This is a genomic window from Amycolatopsis lexingtonensis, assembly GCF_014873755.1.
Lineage (GTDB): Bacteria > Actinomycetota > Actinomycetes > Mycobacteriales > Pseudonocardiaceae > Amycolatopsis > Amycolatopsis lexingtonensis.
Genome location: NZ_JADBEG010000001.1, coordinates 1,902,615 through 1,922,519 on the forward strand (window position 1 = coordinate 1,902,615; position 19,905 = coordinate 1,922,519).

Annotated in this window: 19 protein-coding genes; 10 read left to right on the forward strand and 9 right to left on the reverse strand. The window is 72.7% G+C overall.

Annotated elements, in window-relative coordinates; translation table 11 throughout:
• The first annotated feature begins 137 nt into the window (after positions 1-137).
• The 7 genes from H4696_RS08935 (at position 138) to H4696_RS08965 (ending at position 7,375) form a co-directional block, all read left to right on the forward strand.
• Positions 138-1,007 carry an FAD binding domain-containing protein gene (locus tag H4696_RS08935; protein WP_086862800.1) on the forward strand — a complete coding sequence of 290 codons (870 nt, stop codon included), beginning with the start codon at positions 138-140 and terminating at the stop codon, positions 1,005-1,007.
• A complete protein-coding gene (locus H4696_RS08940; protein WP_086862799.1) occupies positions 998-1,468 on the forward strand; it encodes a (2Fe-2S)-binding protein in 471 nt (156 codons plus the stop codon). The genes H4696_RS08935 and H4696_RS08940 overlap by 10 nt, the downstream gene beginning before the upstream one ends.
• Entirely contained in the window at positions 1,465-3,756 is a 2,292-nt protein-coding gene (gene pucD / locus H4696_RS08945) for a xanthine dehydrogenase subunit D (RefSeq protein ID WP_086862798.1), read from the forward strand. Before H4696_RS08940 ends, pucD begins: the two co-directional genes overlap by 4 nt.
• A 1-nt stretch (position 3,757) precedes the next feature.
• Positions 3,758-4,240, forward strand: a complete 483-nt coding sequence (locus H4696_RS08950) for a nucleoside deaminase (protein WP_086862797.1) — start codon at positions 3,758-3,760, stop codon at positions 4,238-4,240.
• A gap of 108 nt (positions 4,241-4,348) precedes the next feature.
• On the forward strand, positions 4,349-5,794 hold the full coding sequence (locus H4696_RS08955) for an NCS2 family permease (protein WP_086862796.1): 1,446 nt from the start codon (positions 4,349-4,351) through the stop codon (positions 5,792-5,794).
• Positions 5,795-5,804: 10 nt separating this feature from the next.
• Complete coding sequence (locus tag H4696_RS08960; protein WP_086862795.1) at positions 5,805-6,221, forward strand: allophanate hydrolase-related protein; 417 nt, start codon at positions 5,805-5,807, stop codon at positions 6,219-6,221.
• A gap of 59 nt (positions 6,222-6,280) precedes the next feature.
• Positions 6,281-7,375: a glycerate kinase gene (locus H4696_RS08965; protein WP_192782184.1), complete on the forward strand. Its 1,095-nt coding sequence runs from the start codon at positions 6,281-6,283 to the stop codon at positions 7,373-7,375.
• 78 nt (positions 7,376-7,453) lie between these two features.
• Here the strand turns inward: H4696_RS08965 and H4696_RS08970 are convergent, their stop codons facing one another.
• Entirely contained in the window at positions 7,454-8,161 is a 708-nt protein-coding gene (locus tag H4696_RS08970; protein ID WP_086863400.1) for a TetR/AcrR family transcriptional regulator, read from the reverse strand.
• Between the two features lie 89 nt (positions 8,162-8,250).
• Between H4696_RS08970 and H4696_RS08975 the strand changes: the two genes are divergently transcribed.
• Positions 8,251-9,246, forward strand: coding sequence for an aldo/keto reductase (locus tag H4696_RS08975; RefSeq protein WP_086863399.1), 996 nt, complete (start codon positions 8,251-8,253; stop codon positions 9,244-9,246).
• A 126-nt stretch (positions 9,247-9,372) separates the two neighbouring features.
• The gene (locus tag H4696_RS08980; RefSeq protein WP_086863398.1) at positions 9,373-11,595 is read left to right on the forward strand and encodes a glycoside hydrolase family 15 protein; all 2,223 of its coding nucleotides are present in this window, start codon (positions 9,373-9,375) and stop codon (positions 11,593-11,595) included.
• On the opposite strand, the gene H4696_RS08985 is transcribed toward H4696_RS08980, so the two are convergent.
• From H4696_RS08985 to H4696_RS09005, 5 genes are all read right to left on the reverse strand, one after another.
• Entirely contained in the window at positions 11,583-12,452 is an 870-nt protein-coding gene (locus tag H4696_RS08985; RefSeq protein WP_192782185.1) for a hypothetical protein, read from the reverse strand. The genes H4696_RS08980 and H4696_RS08985 overlap by 13 nt on opposite strands.
• Complete coding sequence (locus tag H4696_RS08990; RefSeq protein WP_086863397.1) at positions 12,449-13,780, reverse strand: hypothetical protein; 1,332 nt, start codon at positions 13,778-13,780, stop codon at positions 12,449-12,451. The genes H4696_RS08985 and H4696_RS08990 overlap by 4 nt, the downstream gene beginning before the upstream one ends.
• Positions 13,773-14,075 carry a DUF6403 family protein gene (locus H4696_RS08995; protein ID WP_086863396.1) on the reverse strand — a complete coding sequence of 101 codons (303 nt, stop codon included), beginning with the start codon at positions 14,073-14,075 and terminating at the stop codon, positions 13,773-13,775. Before H4696_RS08995 ends, H4696_RS08990 begins: the two co-directional genes overlap by 8 nt.
• 90 nt (positions 14,076-14,165) lie before the next feature.
• Positions 14,166-15,035: an NAD(+)/NADH kinase gene (locus H4696_RS09000; RefSeq protein WP_086863395.1), complete on the reverse strand. Its 870-nt coding sequence runs from the start codon at positions 15,033-15,035 to the stop codon at positions 14,166-14,168.
• Complete coding sequence (locus H4696_RS09005; protein WP_086863394.1) at positions 15,032-16,033, reverse strand: SPFH domain-containing protein; 1,002 nt, start codon at positions 16,031-16,033, stop codon at positions 15,032-15,034. The genes H4696_RS09000 and H4696_RS09005 overlap by 4 nt, the downstream gene beginning before the upstream one ends.
• Before the next feature lie 84 nt (positions 16,034-16,117).
• Here H4696_RS09005 and H4696_RS09010 point away from each other — a divergent pair, with 84 nt between their 5' ends.
• The gene (locus H4696_RS09010) at positions 16,118-16,795 is read left to right on the forward strand and encodes an NUDIX hydrolase (RefSeq protein WP_086863393.1); all 678 of its coding nucleotides are present in this window, start codon (positions 16,118-16,120) and stop codon (positions 16,793-16,795) included.
• 3 nt (positions 16,796-16,798) lie between these two features.
• Here H4696_RS09010 and H4696_RS09015 read toward each other — a convergent pair whose 3' ends face one another.
• From H4696_RS09015 to H4696_RS09025, 3 genes are read right to left on the reverse strand one after another with little or no spacing between them, the layout of a single operon-like run.
• On the reverse strand, positions 16,799-18,562 hold the full coding sequence (locus H4696_RS09015) for an ABC transporter permease (RefSeq protein ID WP_086863392.1): 1,764 nt from the start codon (positions 18,560-18,562) through the stop codon (positions 16,799-16,801).
• A gap of 3 nt (positions 18,563-18,565) precedes the next feature.
• Entirely contained in the window at positions 18,566-19,351 is a 786-nt protein-coding gene (locus H4696_RS09020; RefSeq protein WP_192782186.1) for an ABC transporter ATP-binding protein, read from the reverse strand.
• The gene (locus H4696_RS09025; RefSeq protein WP_086863390.1) at positions 19,348-19,881 is read right to left on the reverse strand and encodes a PadR family transcriptional regulator; all 534 of its coding nucleotides are present in this window, start codon (positions 19,879-19,881) and stop codon (positions 19,348-19,350) included. Before H4696_RS09025 ends, H4696_RS09020 begins: the two co-directional genes overlap by 4 nt.
• Between the last annotated feature and the right edge of the window lie 24 nt (positions 19,882-19,905).

The following is a 19,905-nucleotide window of genomic DNA, read 5'->3' on the forward strand; positions in this document are numbered from 1 at the left end:
CGTCCGGGGCCCGGCGGTTGTCGGAAAGTACAAACCGGGGTCGCAAATTCACCCTTCTTTCAGGGGTTTTGCCGTGGCCCCGGCCACACCCGAGCGTGTGTACTCCTTGACGAAGCAGCCCCGAAAGGACGTCCACAGTGGAATTCCTCCGACCCGCCTCGCTGGCCGACGCGCTCGCCGCGCGTGCCGCGAACCCCGGTGCGGTCCCGATCGCCGGCGGCACGGACGTGATGGTCGAGCTCAACTTCGACCACCGCCGTCCCGGCGCCCTGCTCGACCTCGGCCGCGTCGCCGAGCTGCACGAGCACGGCACCGACGACGGCCGGATCCGGCTCGGCGCGGCCGTGCCCTACACCCGGATCATCGCCGAGCTGGGTGCGAAGTTGCCCGGCCTGGCGATGGCCGCGCGGACCGTCGGGTCCCCGCAGATCCGCAACCGCGGCTCCGTGGGCGGCAACCTGGGCGCGGCTTCGCCCGCGGGCGACTCGCACCCGGCCCTCCTGGCCGCCGACGCCGAGGTCGAAATCGCGTCGGTACGCGGCACCCGGGTCGTGCCGGCGAAGGACTTCTACGTCGGGGTCAAGCGCAACGTCCTCGAGCCGGACGAACTGATCACGGCCGTGCTCATCGACCCGGCCACCGGGCCGCAGCAGTTCAGCAAGATCGGCACGCGCAACGCCATGGTCATCGCCGTTGCCGCTTTCGGGCTGGCGCTGCACCCGGAGGAACGGCGGGTCGGCACCGGCGTCGGCTCGGCCGCGCCGACGCCCCGCCGAGCGCTCGACGCCGAGGAGTTCCTGGCCGGCGAGCTGGACTGGGAGTCGCGCCGACCGGTGGCCGATTCGGTCAAACGCCGCTTCGGTGACTTGGTCGCCGGAGCCGCGTCCCCGATCGACGACGTCCGCGGCAGCGCGGCCTACCGGCGCCATGCACTGGGGGTCATGGCGCGGCGCACGCTGACCTGGGCCTGGACCGAATACTGCGGAGGGAGCGCGAAGTGCGCGTGAACGTCACCGTCAACGGCGAATCCCGCCAGGCGGACAACGTCTGGGAAGGCGAGAGCCTGCTCTACGTGCTGCGCGAGCGGCTCGGCCTCCCGGGCTCGAAGAACGCCTGTGAGCAGGGCGAATGTGGATCCTGCACGGTCTACCTCGACGGCGTCCCGGCGTGCGCGTGCCTGGTCGCGGCCGGGCAGGCCGAGGGCCGCGACGTCGTCACCGTCGAAGGCTTGGCGGAAGGAGACGACCTCGACCCGGTGCAGGAGTCGTTCGTCGAGAAGGGCGCCGTCCAGTGCGGCTTCTGCACGCCCGGCCTGCTGGTCGCCGCGCACGACCTGATCGAGCGCGTCCCGGATCCGAGTGACGTCGAGATCCGCGAGGCCCTCGCGGGGAACCTCTGCCGCTGCACCGGGTACGAGAAGATCCTCGACGCCGTCCGCGACGCCGCCGCGAAGAAGGCCGTCCGATGAGCGCCCCGGCCCGCTCCCCGCAGGAGCTGCACGACACTATCGCCGGCGGCATCGGCGAAAGCCCGCTGCGCCCGGACGGCACGCTCAAGGTCCGCGGCGAGTTCGCCTACTCCTCGGACCTGTGGCACGAGGACATGCTGTGGGGCGCCACCCTGCGCAGCCCGCACCCGCACGCCCGAATCGTCCGCCTCGACGTCTCCCGCGCGCTGGCCCAGCCGGGCGTGCACGCGGTGCTGACCCACGAGGACGTACCCGGCGAGAACGTCTACGGCCTGAAGTACCAGGACACCCCGGCGCTGGCCGACGGCCTGGTCCGCTACCAGGGCGAGCCGATCGCGATCCTCGCGGCCGACCACCCGGAGATCGCGCGGCAGGCGCTCAAGGAGATCGTCGTCGAGTACGACGTCCTCGAGCCGATCACCGACCCCGAGCGCGCCGCGCACGACGACACGCTGCCGAAGCTGCACCCGGGCGGGAACCTGGTCCGCCACCAGCGGATCGTCAAGGGCGACCCCACCGCGACGGCAGACGTAGTGGTCTCCGGCGTCTACGAGATCGGCATGCAGGACCAGGCGTTCCTCGGCCCGGAGTCCGGCCTCGCGGTACCGGCTGAGGACGGCGGTGTCGACCTCTACCTGGCGACCCAGTGGCTGCACGTCGACCAGCGCCAGACGGCGAAGGCCCTCGGCCTCCCGCTGGAGAAGGTGCGGCTGACGCTGTCCGGGGTCGGCGGCGCGTTCGGCGGCCGCGAGGACCTGTCCATGCAGATCCACTCGTGCATGCTCGCGCTGCGCACCGGCCGCCCGGTGAAGATGAGCTACAACCGCCTGGAGTCGTTCTTCGGGCACGTCCACCGCCACCCGGCGAAGATGTACTACGAGCACGGCGCCACCCGCGATGGGAAGCTCGTCTACGTCCGGGCGAAGCTGTACTTCGACGGCGGCGCGTACGCGTCCAAGACCCCGGTCGTGGTCGGCAACGGCACCACGCTGAGCGTCGGTCCCTACGACGTCCCGAACGCGCACATCGAAGGCTGGGGCGTCTACACCAACAACCCGACCTGCGGCGCGATGCGCGGCCTCGGCGCGGTCCAGCCGACGTACGCCTACGAGTCCCAAATGGACAAGCTCGCGTCCGCTTTGGACATGGACCCGGCGGAACTGCGGATCCGCAACGCGCTGAGCGAAGGGTCCACTGTGGTCACCGGCCAGGTGGTCGACTTCCCGGCGCCGGTGGCCGAGCTGGTGCAGCGGCTGCGTGACCTGCCGCTGCCACCCGAACCGACCGGTGAACGCGACATCCGCGAGCTGCCCGGTGGCGCGTCCAACACCACCCACGGCGAAGGCGTCGTCCGCGGCGTCGGCTACGGCGTCACGATCAAGAACATCTCCTACGCCGAAGGCCTCGACGACTATTCGACCGCCCGCGTGCGCCTGGAGGTGCTCGGCGGCGAGCCGGTGGCCATGGTGCACACCGCCGCGGCCGAGGTCGGCCAGGGCTTGGTGACGCTGCAGCAGCAGATCGCCCGCACCGAACTGGGCCTGACCCGGGTGAGCGTCCACCCGGCCGACACGAGCGTCGGCGACGCGGGCTCCAGCTCGGCGTCGCGCCAGACGTACGTGACCGGTGGCGCGGTCCGCAACGCCTGCCGCGCGGTCGCCGAGGCCGTCTACGCGCGGCTCGGGGTGCCGGCCGAGGGCATGTCCCTGACCGGCGGGAAGGTCGTGGCGGCCGACGGCGAAGTCGTCGCGGACCTGGCCGAACTGCTCGGCGATACCGCGATCGAGGAGACCCGCGAGTTCCACCACCGCCCGACCTACCCGCTCGACCCGGAGACCGGCCAGGGCGACGCCCACGTCCAGTACGGCTTCTCGGCCCACCGCGCGGTGGTCGACGTCGACCTGGACCTCGGCCTGGTCAAGGTCGTCCAGCTCGACTGCGCCCAGGACGTCGGCAAGGCGATGAACCCCGACGCCGTCGTCGCCCAGATCCAGGGCGGCTCGGCGCAGGGCCTCGGCCTCGCCGTCATGGAAGAAATCCTGGTCGAGGGCGGCAAGGTGCGGAACCCGTCGTTCACCGACTACCTCATCCCGACCATCCTCGACATGCCGCCGATGCGCGTCGACGTCCTCGAACGGCCCGACCCGCACGCGCCCTACGGTGTCCGCGGCGTCGGCGAGCCGCCCACGATCTCGGCCACGCCGGCGATCGCCAACGCCATCCGCGCGGCCACCGGCCTCGAGCTGCCGCGCGTCCCGATCCGCCCCGAGCACATCACAGGAGTTTGAGATGACCACGTCGATTTCCGTCGAGCAGGAATGGCTCGGCGAAGCCGTCCGCATCGCGGAGACCAACGTCGCGAACGGCGGCGGCCCGTTCGGCGCGCTGATCGTCAAGGACGGCGAGGTCGTCTCGACCGGCGTCAACCGCGTCACCGCGAGCCTCGACCCGACCGCGCACGCCGAAGTCGTCGCGATCCGCGCGGCCTGCCAGGCGCTCGGCACGTTCAAGCTCGACGGCTGCGTGCTCGTCTCCAGCTGCGAGCCGTGCCCGATGTGCCTGTCGTCGGCGCTGTGGGCGCGGGTGGACAAGGTGATCTTCGCCGCCGACCGCGACGACGCGGCCAAGGCCGGCTTCGACGACCGCGCCTTCTACGAACTGTTCGACCGCCCGCGCGAAACGTGGACGGTACCCGTGACGCGACTGTCCACGAAGGACGGTTTCGCACCCTTCGCGGCCTGGCTCGACAAGGCCGACCGCACCGACTACTGACCCACAAGGCCAGCTGACCGGAGCACAACCCAACGATCGTCCCGCTCGCCCAGGCACGGCGTAGTGCCTAGGCCTGGCCGAGCACACCCACCGGCAAGGGCAGGACGCATGACCCAGACCGAAGTCCCCACCCCAGTAGTCGAGGAAGTATCCCCGCAACGCCGTTCCCTGCTCGACAAACTGTTCGAGCTGCGGGCCCGGCAGAGCACGATCGGCCGCGAAGTCCGCGGCGGCGTCACGACCTTCGTCGCGATGGCGTACATCGTGCTCCTCAACCCGCTCATCCTCGGCGCGTCCGCCGACATCACCGGCGCCCGGCTGTCGGCCGCCCAGGTGACCACCGCGACGGCGCTGGCCGCCGCCGTGATGACCGTCCTCATGGGACTCGTCGGCAACGCGCCGCTCGCGCTGGCCGCCGGGCTCGGCATCAACGGCATCGTCGCCTTCCAGATGGCCCCGTCGATGACGTGGGCGCAGGCGTTCGGGCTGGTCGTGCTCGAAGGCGTGTGCATCGTGCTGATGGCCGTCAGCGGTGTGCGCGAACGGATCATGAACGCGATCCCGCGGCCGCTCAAGATGGCGATCACCGTCGGGATCGGGCTCTACATCGCCCTGGTCGGGCTGGTCAGCGCCGGGTTCGTGACCCGGATGCCGGACGCGGCGCAGACCACGGTCCCGGTCCGCCTCGGGGCGAGCGGGCACCTGCACGGCTGGCCGATCGTCGTGTTCTGCTTCGGCCTGCTGCTGATGATCGTGCTGCTGGCTCGCAAGGTGCCGGGCGCGGTGCTGATCAGCATCGGCGTGGCGACGGTGTTCGCGGTCGTGCTGCACGAGGGGTTCGGCGTCGGCGGCTGGGGCCTGACCACGCCGGCGCTGCCCGACCACGTCGTCGCGGCGCCGGACTTCGGGCTCTTCGGTCACATCGACCTCTTCGGCGGCTTCGCCTCGGCGGGCGCGCTCGCGGCGACGGTGTTCCTGTTCACGCTGGTGCTGTCCGGCTTCTTCGACGCGATGGGCACGATCACCAGCGTCTCGGACGAAGCCGGGCTGTCGAAGAACGGCAAGGTCCCGCGGATGGGCCGGATCCTGCTGGTCGACGGCGCGGGCGCGATCGCGGGCGGCGTCACCGGCTCGTCGCCGAACACGGTGTTCCTGGAGTCCGCCGCCGGCGTCGGCGAAGGCGCCCGGACCGGCCTCGCGAGTGTCGTCACCGGGCTGCTGTTCGCCGGGACGCTGCTGTTCACGCCGCTCGCCGGGGTAGTCCCGGCGCAGGCCGCGGCGCCCGCGCTGGTGGTCATCGGCGGCATGATGGTCGCGCAGTGCCGCAACATCCCGTGGAACGACCCCGACTACACGATCCCGGTGTTCCTGACCGCCGCACTGATCCCGTTCACCTATTCGATCACCAACGGCGTCGGCGCCGGCCTGATCGCGTTCGTGCTCATCAAGATCGGCCGTGGCAAGTGGCGCGAGGCCGGCTGGCTGCTTTCCCTGCTGGCGCTGGTGTTCGCGGTGTACTTCGCCGTCGATGGCGTCGAAGCCCTTTTCCGCTAAGGAGATCCCCGTGGCCCTGATGTTCTTCAACGGTGGCGCCATGCGCGGCGAACCGCTGCACCACCTGCTGGAAGGTTCGCCGTTCGTGGGCGCCGCGCGGACGGCGGCGAAGTACCGGTTCTACGCCGTCGGTTCGCAATGCCCGGCGCTGTACCCGGTCTCGCACGGCGGTGCCGAGGTGACCGGCGAGGTCTACGACGTCTCGCTGGACGACCTGCGCGACAAGGTACTGCCGTCCGAGCCGCACGAGCTGGAGCTGGGTGTGGTGGAGCTGACCGACGGCAGTTCGGCGTTCGCGATGCTGCTGCGGCGGCCGTACACCTCGCACGTCGCCCTGCGGGACATCACCGAGATCGGCGACTGGCGGGCGTACTGTGTCGAAAGGTCCCAATCCGACCGGCAGCCACGGCGGAACGCGTGCCGGTGAGCCGGTCGACTCCGGATCGTGTCCGCCTACTTTCGGTCAGATCGGGACCAAGCGAGCGCGTGAAGGTCCTGGTCGCGCCGGACAAGTTCAAGGGGTCGCTGACCGCGGCCGAGGTGGCGTCGGCGGTGGCTTCCGGTCTCGCCGACGCCTGCCCGTCGCTCGCGGTCGCGACCCTGCCCGTGGCGGACGGCGGCGACGGCACGGTCGACGCCGCCGTCGCCGCCGGGTACCAGCGGGTGTCCGTCCCGGCCCGTGGTCCGACAGGCGCGCCCATCACGGCGTCCTACGCGGTTCGCGGGGAAACTGCGGTGGTCGAGCTTGCGGAAGCGTCGGGGCTGCACCGGCTACCGGGGTCTCCCGCGCCGCTGACGGCGACGAGCGCGGGTACGGGCGATGTCATCGCGACGGCGGTGGCCGCGGGCTGCCGCCGGATCGTGCTCGGCGTGGGCGGCAGCGCGTGCACCGACGGGGGCGCGGGCCTGCTGACCGCGCTGGGTGCGCGGCTCTTGGACTCGTCGGGTCGCGAACTTCCTTTCGGTGGCGCGGCACTGTCCCGGCTTGCTTCGCTCGACGTGTCCGGTCTGTCCGAAGTGGACATCGAGCTGGCGAGCGATGTGGACAATCCGCTGTACGGTCCGGACGGGGCCGCTTTCGTGTACGGGCCGCAGAAGGGAGCTTCGCCGGGGGACGTCGAAATACTGGACGCCGCGTTGCGGCACTGGGCGTCGATCGCCGGTCCGGAGTTCGCGGACCGGCCCGGGGCGGGGGCTGCCGGGGGAGTGGGGTTCGCCGCGATGGCGGTGCTGGGCGCGCGGATGCGGCCGGGGATTTCGTTGCTGCTGGGCCTGCTCGGGTTCGATTCCGCGCTGGCCGGAGCGTCGCTGGTGATCACCGGTGAGGGGTCACTGGACCGGCAGACGCTGTCGGGCAAGGCCCCGGCCGGGGTCGCGCGGGCCGCGGCGGCTGCGGGGATCCCGTGCGTTGCCGTTTCCGGGCGCTGCCTGTTATCAGCGCGCGAGCTGGCGGAGGCGGGGATCTCGGCGGCGTACGCGCTCACGGACCTGGAGCCGGACCCGGCCCGCTGCATGGCGGAGGCGGCTCCGCTGCTGCGCCGCCTGTCCCGCCGGATCGCGGCCGACCACCTGGCGACGTGACCCGCCCGCGACCGGTGTCTTGAATGAGTCATTCAGGTCTTCGGAGGTCCTGAATGACTCATTCAAGACCTTTGCGGCTCAGGCGTCGGCGATGCGGTCCAGCCACTCCGCCATCAGCACCCGCTCGGCGTCGCTGAGCGCGGTCGCTTCGCCGAGTCCGGCGCGCAGTGCGATCGCCCGCTCCGGCAGCGCCGAGCTCGCCGGTTCGGTGGTGCCGGTGAGGATGCGGCTCAGCACCGTTTCCCTCGCCGTCGCCGAAAGCTCGAGGTCGCGCTCGGCTTCCGGCGTGGCGATCAGCGACAGCACGACCCCCATCCCGGTCGCGTGCACCAGCCGGGCCGCCCGCTCGACGCTCACCCGGAGGCGGCCGGCGGCCGCGACGCGCTCGATGATCTCGCGCAGCATCGCTTCGGCCTCGCGCGCGGCGGGCGACGTGCGGCCCTTGCGGGCGTCGCCGTACATGAGCACGTAGAACTCCGGGCGGGACAGCCCGAACTCCTGGTGCAGGTCCCAGCCGCGCCGGAGGTCCTCGACCGCGTCGCCGGTCGAGCCCATCGCGCGCTTGCTGGTGAGGTACTCGTCGAACCCGTACGCCGCGACGGCGTCGAGCAGGCCGTCCTTGTCGCCGAAGAGCCGGTACAGCGCCGGGGGCTGGACGCCGGCCGCCGCGCTGACCGCGCGGGTCGAAAGGCCGTCGCGGCCCTCCGTCACCAGCAGGTCGGCCGCCGCCTTGAGGATCCGCTCGCGCGTCTCCGCCGCCGGGCTGGTCGCCGTCTTCGTCACCATGGTTCCAATGGTAACAAATCTTGGGTAGCACTACTTCGGTATCGGTGATACGGTGAGTCGAGTATCAACGGAAACAGGAGTGGTCATCCATGCACACCCGCACTCTCGGCCGGAGCGGTCCGGCCGTCTCCGCCCTCGGTCTCGGCCTGATGGGCATGTCCGACCTGTACGGCCCGGCCGACGAAGCCGAGTCGGTCGCGACGATCCACGCCGCTCTCGACGCCGGCGTCACCCTGCTCGACACCGGTGACTTCTACGGCATGGGCCACAGCGAACTGCTGCTCCGCGACGCCCTGCGCGGCCGCGCCCGCGAACGTGCGGTGGTCAGCGTGAAGTTCGGCGCGCTGCGCGGCCCGGACGGCAGCTGGCTCGGCTACGACAGCCGCCCGGAGGCCATCAAGACGTTCCTCGCCTACAGCCTGCGCCGCCTCGGCGCCGACCACATCGACGTCTACCGCCCGGCGCGGCTCGACCCGGCGGTGCCGATCGAGGACCAGATCGGCGCGCTCGCCGAGCTGGTGCGGGCGGGCCACATCCGGCACATCGGCCTCTCCGAAGTCGGCGCCGACACCCTGCGTCGCGCGGCGGCCGTGCACCCGATTTCGGACCTGCAGATCGAGTATTCGCTGCTCTCGCGCGGGATCGAAGCGGAGATCCTGCCGGCCGCCCGCGAGCTCGGCATCGGCGTGACCGCGTACGGCGTCCTCTCGCGCGGCTTGCTGAGCGGGCACTGGTCGCCGTCGCGCGAACTGACGGCGGGCGACTTCCGCGGCCACAGCCCGCGGTTCCAGGGCGAGCACCTCGAGCGCAACCTGGAGCTGACCGACGCGCTGGGCAAGCTCGCCGCGGCCAAGGGGGTGACGACCGCGCAGCTCGCCATCGCGTGGGTCGCCGCTCAGGGCGAGGACATCGTCCCGCTGGTGGGTGCCCGGACCCGGGTCCGGCTCGCCGAGTCCCTGGGCGCCGCCGACGTCGAGCTGACCGCGGCCGACCTCGCGGACATCGACGCCGCCATCCCGGCCGGTGCCGCGTCGGGTGGCCGCTATGCCGCGGCGCAGCTGGACCACCTCGACAGCGAGAGGTGACGGCGCTGCGCCGTCCGGCGGAGGGCTGGATCGATCCAGTCTGATCGGACATTGCTTGTCACCCGTCGGTGGCTCAATATGTTGCGGCTCGCAACATATTGACGACAACGCCGTCGGAGGTCGGAAATGATCAGGTGGAAAGCGGTCCTGGCCTGTGCGGGAGCAGGTGTCCTGCTCGCCGGGCTGATGCCGGGCACAGCCCTGGCGAGCGGCACCGCCACCGACTGCTGCGGCGGTGGGGCGTCCTGGGCGACCGGCAACAAGTCCGCGCTGGGCACTTCGACGACCGCCGGCAGCCCGGTGTGGTTCACCGTCGCCGACGGCGTGACGTCCGAGGTCTTCTACCCCCGTGCCGACGTGCCGAACACCCAGGACATGCAGTTCGTCGTCACCGACGGCTCGACCTTCGTCGACCTGGAACGCGACAACACGAACCACGTCGTCACGATGCCCGACGAGAAGGCGCTGCAGTACACCGTCACCAACACCGCCAAGAGCGGGAAGTACCGGATCACCACCGACTACGTGACCGACCCGGCCCGCTCGACCCTCGTCACGAACACCCGGTTCCAGTCCCTCGACGGCGGCAGCTACCGGCTCTACCTGCTGGCCAACCCGTCGATGGCGGGCGGCGGCGCGAACGACAACGCCTGGTGGGACGGCAGCGGCCTGGTCGCCAGTGGCACCGAGACGCTGTTCGGCGGCGCCGCCACGACGGTCGTCCAGGCTCTGCGCGTCTCGACCGGCTTCACCGCGCACGACAACGGCTACACCGGCGCGGGCAGCGACTGCCTGACCGACCTGCGCGCCGACAAGAACCTGAACAACCAGTTCGACAACATCTCGGGCACCGGCAACGTCGTCCAATGTGGTCAGATCCCGGTCGGCGCGGACACCACGTTCACCGTCGCACTCGGTTTCGGCAACACCGCGGCGGCCGCGACCTCGGCCGCGAGCGGGTCGCTGAGCAGCGGGTTTTCCAGCGTCTCGGCGTCCTACCGCAGCGGCTGGAACTCCTACGTCGGTGGGCTGAAACCCGCTCCCGCGAGCGTGTCCGGTGACACGCAACGGCGGCGCGCGTACTACGTCGCCGCGATGGCGCTGAAGACCGCCGAGGACAAGCAGCACCCGGGCGCGAGTGTCGCGGGCCTGGCGACGCCGTGGGGCAACTTCACCAACGGCGACCAGCTGAACGACGGCTACCACCGCGTCTGGGGCCGCGACCTCTACCAGCAGGCGACCGGCCTGCTCGCCGCCGGGGACAGCGCCCAAGCCAAGCGGATGGCGCAGTTCCTCTGGAACTCCCAGTGGATCGGCAGCCCGACCGCCGGCGACGGCACGACGTACCCGGCCGGCTCGTTCCCGCGCTACAGCCCGGTTTCCGGGGTCGCCGGCGCGAGCGCCCAGCAGCTCGGCTGCTGCGAACAGCTCGACCAGGACGCCGACGCCATCCTGCTCGCGTGGCTGACCGGCCTCACCGACGCCTCGACCTACGCCAAGGTCAAGACGACGGCGAACCACATCGTCGCGACCGGCCCGGACACCACCGAGCGGTGGGAAGAGCAGTACGGCAAGTCGCCGTCGTCGGTCGCGGCCGAGATCGCCGGCCTGATCGCCGCGGGCGCGATCGCCCGGGCCAACGGCGACACCGCGAGCGCGACGACATGGGAGTCCACAGCGGACTCGTGGCGCAATTCGCTGGCCGGCTGGACGGTGACGACGTCCGGCTACTGGGGCGGCCACACCTACTACGAACGGCTCGACCGCGCCGGGAACCCCAACGACGGTGCGACGATCTGCTTCGACGAAGGCTGCTTCTACGAACACGACGTGACCGACTTCGGCTTCCTCGACCTGGTGCGGCTCGGCATCCGCCCCGCCGGGGACGCCACGATCGCGAACTCGGTGGCCCCGACCGCGGCGGCGTCCGACGGGAACTCGGCGATGCAGGTGACGCTGCCCAACGGCGACGTCTACTTCCACCGCTACCCGCACGACAACTACGGCGAGAGCACCGCGAACTGCAGTGGCTGGCCGGCCGGTGGCAGCCAGCGGTTCGGACGGCTGTGGCCGGTGCTGTCGGGCGAGCGCGGCCAGTACGAACTGGCCAACGGCCGCTCGGCGGCGGTGTACCTCAAGTCCATGGCGGACTCGGCCAACGACGGGTACTTCGTGCCCGAACAGGTCTGGGACCGCGGCGACGTCGGGTGCTTCGGGCTCGGCCGCCCGACCGGCAGCGCGGGCCCGCTGATGTGGGCCGAAGGCCAGTACCTCCGGCTGGCCCAGAACATGGACGCGGGCCACAACCTCGACACGCCGTCGATCGTCAAATCCCGTTACGGCACCTGAGCGGCCAGCTTGCGTGCCCGGGCCAGCAGCTCGTCGGCCCGGGCACGCAGTTCCGGCGTCTCGCCGTCGAGCCGGGGCAGGAGGTTCGCGTAGTCCGACACCAGGCGCCGGTAGCCGCGGGTGAACTTGGTCTTGCCCTTCTCCCGCGCGAACCGCCGGTCCAGGTCGATGATCTGCTGGGCCAGCACCGCGGCGACCGACGCCAGCTCCGCCCGCGCGTCCGCTTCGGCGTCCCGGCGCTCGCGGCGGGCCAGCGTCGCCCGCGCGGTCCGGCGCCCGGCCACGTACAGCACGAGCGAACCCAGGCCGACCACGAGGACCGCGGCCGCCGCGATCAGGTACCGGGGCAGCGACGGGCTGACCGTGCGGCCGCCGTCGGGGATCGCGCCGGACCGCACCAGCAGGTCGTAGTTGACGACCGCGACCTTCAGCGCGTCGGCCGGGCGGTCGACGAACCCGTCGATGCCGTTGCCGATCATCGACTCCGCGACGTAGGCCTTGCCGAAGTTCTCGTCGTCGTGCCCGGGCAGCCGGGAGCAGCCGTACTTGTCGTAGTCGTCGCCGTCCCGGCTGAGCAGGAGACCCATCGTGCCGTCGGTCGCGCCGGACAAGCTGTCGCACACGTCGCTCAGCTCCGCGCCCGGCTCGAGGAAGGCGACCACGAGCCGCCGGTTGCCGATCACGTGCTCCGCGGCCGCCTGGTCGATCGCGACGCCGGGCGCGGCGTACACCGACGACGTCCGCAGCTGCCGGGCGACAGGGCCGGAGAAGAGGCCTGCCGACCACAACGCCCAGCCGGCCAGCACCAGGCAGCCGAGCACCGCGACGCCGAACGCGCTGCCGAAGAACCGTTTCACGCGAGCCTCCCCCGCAGGAACGCGGCCGGCCGGTAGTCGGCGCGGCCGAGCAGCTCCGCCGTGGTGTCCAGTTCGGACTCCGCTTGGTCGAGCAGCTGCTGGACGTGCTTGTCCGGCAGCTGCTCGTCGAACGCTGCCCGCGCGGCCGTCAGCCGGGTGATCCCGCGGGTGAGCGACGCGGCCGACTCGCCGTCCGTGAGACCGGAGACCTCCACGGCGAGCGCGGTGAGACCCGCCAGCCGCGCGGGTGCCCGGACGACCCGCGCGGGCCGTCCCACCCGGCGTACGGACAGGATCAGGAACCCGGCGGCGCAGGCGGCGAACAGCCACGGCAGCGCGGGCAGCGCGACGCGCAGCGGGTCGAACGGGGTGTAGGGCAGCGGGCGGTCGAACAACCCGGCGTACCGGATGGCCGTGACCCGGTCGAGCCACGCGTTCAGGACGGTGCTCTGCGGGTAGGCGTACATGCTGAGCCGATCGCCGAACTGGCCGTAGAAGCTGGCCGAGGCGACGTCGGCGAACTCCGCGGCCGACGGTCCGTCGTACTCGACCCACGAGCCGTACACGACGACGACGGGGCGGCCGGGGAACTCGCGGGCCAGCGCCGGTCCGAAGTGGACCATCGGCCCGCCCGACGGCTGCTGCGGCAGCACGACGTACAGCGGCTGGGCGCCGGGGAACGCCGGTGTCGTCGCGGGCGGGGTCTTCGCCGTCGTCCCGGGTGCGAGGTAGTGGCCGGTGCCGCGGAGTTCGGTGGTGACGGGGGCCAGTTCGGCCGGCGTCGGGTCGCGGCGCGCGAGCGGAGGTCCGTCCGGCGGCTCCGGCTGGTGGTTCAGCTTCGCGACCAGCGTGGCCAGCGGCGAAGTGACGTCGCCGGTGCCGAACTGGCGGATCCACTCGGCCGCGCGGTCGGACGAGACCCCGTAGATCCCGCCGCTGACCTCGGTGCCGATGATGCGGACCGCGTCGTCGTCGGCGTCGCGCACCCGTTCGCGGAGGTCCTTCGGCAGCCCGGGTGGCGCCGCGATGATCCGGACTCCCGCGGTCCCGGCCGCCGCTCGGACGGCTTTGTCGTCCCAGTTCGCGATCGCGCCCGGCAGCCGGACCACGGGCGAGGCCTTCACCATCGCCGACAGCTGTCCGGTCGTGGGGATGGTCGCACCGCTGAGCTCGCCCGCGGAGCCCTCCGGGATCGGGTTGGCGGGTGCGGGCGCCTGGCCGTAACTGACGTAGGTGCTCTGCTGCTGCACGAGCAGGAACGTCACCAGCACCCCGACGGCCACCGCGAGCAGGGTCCACCGGAGGACCTCCGGCCAGCGCCTAAGCACGGGCGGCCTGCCAGAGCGCGTCGGCGCGGCGCGCGTGTTCCTCGGCCGACCTGGCCGCGCGCACCCCGCCGTGCGCGGCCGCGATGGTCTCTGCCCGAGTCAGCAGCTGCTCGGCTTCGGGCAGGGGCGCGGCCGCCGCGTCGCGGCTGACCGCGGCGCTGTCGATCGCCGCGCGCGCGGCCGACCAGGCGACCCGCCGGCGCTCGTCGCGCTCCCGCGACCGGGGCACGGCTACCGCTCCGAACCCGGCGACGGCGATCACCACCGCGGCGAGCACCCACACCACCCACGTCATCCCGGCCACCTACGCTCTCTCGAGGAGGAGATCATTCTGCCGGTAGGGGCCCGCGGATGTGACAACTTTGCCGCATCGTGTCGCAGGTGTTCACCGGACCAAGTGGACGGTCTTGGCGGCCGGGACGAACGTGGCGGTCTGTCCTCGGGTGAGGGCGACCGTGTCGGCTTCGAGGCCGTCGCCGAACGCGACCAGTCGGTCGGATTCGACCTCCACCGTCAGCGGGGTCCCGGTCAGCTCGCCTTCGGTGTGCTCGGTCCCGGTCGACGGCGACGGCCAGGCTTCGCGCACGAACCAGACCAGCCGGGCCTCGCCGGGGCCGGGCAGGCGCAGCCCGCTGCGGCGTTCGCGCCACACCGAGCCGCACCAGCCGGTCGCCCCGGTGCCCGTCCCGACGAGGATCCCCGACGACGCCTGGCGTTCCCGCGGCCCGCCACCGACCCCCAGCCGGTAGCGGGCCGTCTGGTGCCCGGCGTGCCCGAGGTAAATCTCGTTGAGCGCCAGCAGCCGCTGGCCGTCGTCCGCGGTGAGCTCGGCCATCGTCCGGTGCTCGACGTCCCCGGTGCTCCGCACCAGGTCCGCGACCGCGGCCGGCGGGTGCTTGACGAGGACGCCGGGCCGCGTCGGCGTCACGCCGATCACCGGCTGCCCGTCGAGGTACTTGGCCACGTTGGCGATCAGGCCGTCCTGGCCGACCACGACGACGATGTCCTCCGGTGTGAACAGGAACCGGTCGAGGTCCGCGCGTTCGACCTCGCCGCGGCGCCAATCGAGCGGGATCGCCGCCGACGCCGTCTTGAGCGCGGCGCGCAGGGCGGCGTCCGCTCCGGTCACCTCGCCGAGGTCGCGGCCGCGCGTGCGCAGGAAGAACTCCGCCTGGCCGCGCGTGCCGTGCCGCGCCAGCAGCTCGTCCAGTTCGGTGCGCCGGTGCACCAGCACGACGCGCGGGGCGAGGCTCACGACCGCACGCCGAGCTTGGTCAGCAGCGGGGCGAGCAGGTCCGGGGTGACCGTGAGGCTGTCGATCTGAGGCAGGTTCCCGGCCAGTTCCTTGAGCGCCAGCCCGGTGAGCACGCCTTCGGGCAGATCGCGGTACGCCGCCAGCCGCGCGGCCTCGCCGGCCGCCTCGGCTTCCCCGAGTGCCCGTTTGCCCTCGGCCTCGACCTGGGTCAGGCGTTCCTTGCGCGACGCCTGCGCCTCGGTCTCGATCCGGCTCGCCGCGGCGGCCTCCTCGGCCTGCCGCCGGGCGTTCGCGCCACGCTGCGCGAGCAGCTGTTCCTCGCGCCGAGCCAGCTCGATCTGGTTCTGCAGCTCGTTTTCCCCGATGGCGCGTTCGCGTTCGACGGCCAGCGCGCGCCGCTCGTAGGTCGCCCGGTCGGCCTCCTGCTGCACCTTCTCCCGCGCGGTCGTCTGCAGTGCCTTCTCGACCTCCGGCTCGGCGCGGATGGCGACGACGCGGACGTCGACGACCGCCGAGCCGGTCTGCGCGAGCCGGGTGTCCTCGTCGGCGAGCCCGGCGCGGATCCGGTCGCGGACCGCCTGGACGCCGTCGACCAGCGCGACTTCCAGCGACGTGCGGGTCAGGACCTCGACGGCGTACTGCTGGACGTTCTCGGTGAGCAGCCCGCTGATCTGCGCGAGGGGATCGCCCCGCCAGCGGCCGGTGTCCGGGTCGATCGAGAAGTCGATCCGCTGCGCGGCCAGCTCCGGGTCCTCGATCCGGAAGGTGAGCGCGAGCTGGACGGTGACGTCCTGGAAGTCGGCCGTGCGCGCGTGGAACAGCAGCGGCAGCTCCCGGTCGTCGACCGGCACCTCCGACACGACGGCGGTGAGCGGCCGGTACCAGAACGACAGCCCGACGCCGTCGTGCGCGAGCTTGCCGCGGCGGAAGTGGCGGATGTGCACGGTGGGGGCGCCACGCAGGTGCCGGAACCCGAAGCGGCGGTCGATGTCGGCCATGAGGTCCTCCTCTTATCGTCGGTGTGACGATATGGGGCCGGAGGTCTAATCGTCAAGATGACGATTAAGAGGTAGGGTGGTGGCATGGGTCACCCGCCGTTCGCCGTCACCGTGGACCTCGTCGTGCTCACCCTGACCGGGGACGAGCTGTGCGCGCTGGTGGTGCGCCGCGGAATCGAGCCGTACCAGGGGGAGTGGGCGCTGCCGGGCGGGTTCGTCCAGGCGGACGAAGACCTCCCGGACGCGGCGCGGCGGGAGCTGGCGGAGGAAACGGGGCTGGCTCCTGGGACCGTCCACATCGAACAGCTCGCCGGGTACGGCGCGCCGGGCCGGGACCCGCGGCTGCGGGTCGTCACCATCGCCTACCTGGCGTTGGCGCCGGACCTGCCGACGCCTTCGGCCGGGACGGACGCGGCCGATGCCCGCTGGGTGCCGGTGCGGTCGCTGGCGGCCGAGCGGCTGGCGTTCGACCACGACCGCATCCTGGCGGACGGTCTCGAACGTGCGCGGGCGAAGCTGGAGTATTCCCCGCTGGCCACGGCGTTCTGCGCGAAGGAGTTCACGGTGGCCGAGCTGCGGCGGGTGTACGAGCTGGTGTGGGACACGCGGCTGGACCCACGGAACTTCCACCGCAAGGTGACGGGAACCGCGGGACTGCTGACCCCGACCGGCCGCACGACGACCCGCGACGGCGGCCGGCCGGCGCAGTTGTACCGGAAGGGGACGGCGGAGCTGCTGTACCCGCCGATGCTGCGGGGGTGACGCTCAGGCGCCGAGCGCGTGCCCGGCGGGGCGGCGGGTGTGGGCCCAGGCGGGAAGCGCGGTCAGCACACCGACGGCGAGCAATACACCCAGCGCCGCCGCCAGCTGCCACGACGCCGGGGGAGTGGCGGATCGCGGATTCACGAACCCGTACACCGCGAGCCCGCCCGGGATGCCGGCCAGCACCGCCGGCACGGCGGGCACGAGCTGCGTGGTGCACAACGCCGTGACGACCTGGCCGGGCGTGGCGCCGAGGGCGCGGGTCACCGCGAGGGCGCGGCGGGCCTGGACCGCGCCGCTCCAGCCGACGAACACCGTGTTGAGCGCGGAAAGCGCCCCCAGCGCGAAGATGACGCCGAGCGCCACCTGACCGCTCCGGGCGTTCACCGCCGCCATGGCGGGATCGGTCAGCCGGGTGCCGGTGTCGTCCACGGCGAAGGCGAGCAGCGCGGCCGCCGTGACGCTGATCGCGGCCGTGCCGATCGCCGTCAGCGCCGCGCGGCCGGGGCGGCGGGCGAGCAGCCGGACGCCGACCAGGAGCGGCGTCGGCAGGTACGCCGTCACCGCGGTCAGCCGTCGGCGGCGCGTGACCGGGTGGGCCGGCTCGGCCAGGGTCCGGACGGTGCTCGTGCGCGTGGCCCGCAGGACCGGCCCGAGGGTCGCGACCACGACCACCAGCGCGGCGAGCAGCACCACGGCGACGACGGTGCCGACGTCCGGCGGACCGGTCGTGACGAGCAGCCCGGTGCTGGGGTCGGCCAGCGCGGGCGCGGCGAGCGTCCCGGCGCTCAGGCCGAGCGCGGTCGCCGCGGCCGTCGGCACCAGGTACTGCGCCAGCAGGGCGGCGGCCACCGTCCGGGGCCCGGCCCCGACGGCCTTGAGCAGTCCGGCACGCCGGTTGTCGCGGCCGGCGCGCACGGCGGCGAGCGCGGCGAGGGTGACGATCGCGGCTGCGGCGAGCAGCCAGCCGCCGGCGACCAGGGTGGGGCGGGTGTCCCGGATCAGGTTCCGGTCCGTCTGGAGGACGGTCTGCCAGGTGTGCGTGTTGACCCAGTCGCCGCCCCGGTTGTCCTTGGCGAACACGGTGTCGCGCCAGTGGGCCGGTGCGTCGGGGTCGGACAGCTTCAGGTGGATCAGGTGGACGACGTCCGCGTCGCCGGCCGCCGCGTGGGCGTCGGCGGTGGTGAGCCAGAGCCGGCCGCCGCGGTCGCTCGGCCCGGGACCCTGGGCCCAGTCGCTCCACGGGTAGACCGGGGTGGCCGCGCTGATCGCGATGCCGACGACCGGGTACGCGCGCGCCCCGATCGTGACGCGGTCGCCGACGTGCACGCCGAAGACGTCCGCGAAGCCGCGCTCGAGCACCGCGCCGCCGGGACGCACCCAGGACCCGTCGGTCACGAGTGGACGGTCCACAATGGACGGCATGCCGTCCCGGCCCTCGACCGAGGTGTGGGCGGTGCCGCCGGGCAGTCCGACGGTGGCGTCGAAGGCGAAGACCGGGTCGCCCTGCGCCGCGACCCCGGGCGCGGCCGCCAGACGCCGCGCCAGGTCGGCCGGGTCCGCGGCCGTGGTGATGGCGGTGAGATCGGGCCCGGCGGTGGCCTCGCGGGTGTTCTGGTACCCGGTGGTCACCGCGTTCCCGGTCGCCAGCCCCAAGCTGAGGGCGGCGGTCGCGGCCGTGACGGCGACCAGGAACAGCGCGGCCTCGCCGGGGCGGCGGCGCAGGTCGCGCGCGGCCAGGCGCCACAGGAGCAGCAGGCGTCCCACGGCTCAGCCTTCCCAGCTCAGCAGCGAGCCGAGCGGAGTGGTGACGCCGAGCCGGGTGTCGTCGACGAGCATGCCGTCCCGCAGGGAGACGACGCGGTCCGCGGTGGCGGCGACGCGCTCGTCGTGGGTGACCACGACCAGCGTCTGACCCGCGGCGCGCAGTTCGCCGAAGAGGCGCAGGATGTCGCGGGTCGCGGTGCTGTCCAGGTTCCCGGTCGGCTCGTCGGCGAGGACGGCCAGTGGCTCGTTGACCAGGGCCCGCGCGATGGCGACCCGTTGCCGCTGCCCGCCGGACAGCTCTGCGGGCAGGTGCCGCGCCCGGCCGGCGAGCCCGACGCGGTCGAGGAGTCCGGCGGCCCGGTCGCGCGCGGTGCGCGGCGAGGCGCCGGCGAGCAGCGCCGGCAGCTCGACGTTCTCGGCCGCGGACAACTCGTCCATCAGGTGGAAGTCCTGGAACACGAAGCCGATGGCGCGCCGCCGCAGCCCGGCCAGCGCCCGCTCGCCGAGGTGGTCGACGCGCCGCCCGCCAAGGAAGATTTGACCGCTGGTGGGCCGGTCGAGCCCGCCGAGCAGGTGGAGCAGCGTCGATTTCCCGCAGCCGCTGGGGCCGGTCACGGCGAGCGTCTGCCCGGCGGGCACGGTGAGGTCGACGCCGTCGACGGCCCGCACGAGGCCTTCGCCGCGCCCGAAGAACCGCGTGAGGCCGGTCGCCCGCAGCACGGGTTCCGCGCCGCCCGGCCGCGGTGGGAGTGTTCCGGGGCGCGCGCGGCCTCCGACGAGCCTGCTCATGCGTTTCCTCCGCCTTTCCCGCGAGCGGCCCAGGTCCGCTCGCACGCCTCCAGCCAGCGCAGGTCCGCCTGCCGGCGCAGGGCGATGCCCTCCAGGAGCAGCCCGGCCTCCGCGTTCGTGTCCCGGTCGAGGACGGCACGCTGGACGTCGGCGAGGTTCCGGAGCAGCTCCCGCCGGTGCGCGTCGACCAAGGCGAGCGGATCGGCCAAGCCGGATTCGGCCGCGGCGACCAGCTTCAGGTGGAACTCCGGCACGTCCGCCTTGGGCCCGGCACTCTCGGCCATCCACGCGACCACGCGCTCCTGTCCGGCCGCGGTCAGCGCGTACACCTTGCGCCGCGGGCCGCGGACCGGCGTGTCTTCGCGCTCCTGGACGACCAGGCCGAGCTTCTCGAGCCGGGCGAGCGTGACGTAGATCTGCCCCACGTTCAGCGTTTCACCCAGCGGCCCGAGTGCCGTGACCAGGCGCCGCCGCAGGTCGTAACCGTGCGACGGTTCCTTGGCCAGCAGCGCCAGCACGACGTCCTGCATGGCGCAATAGATAGCGGTTAAGCA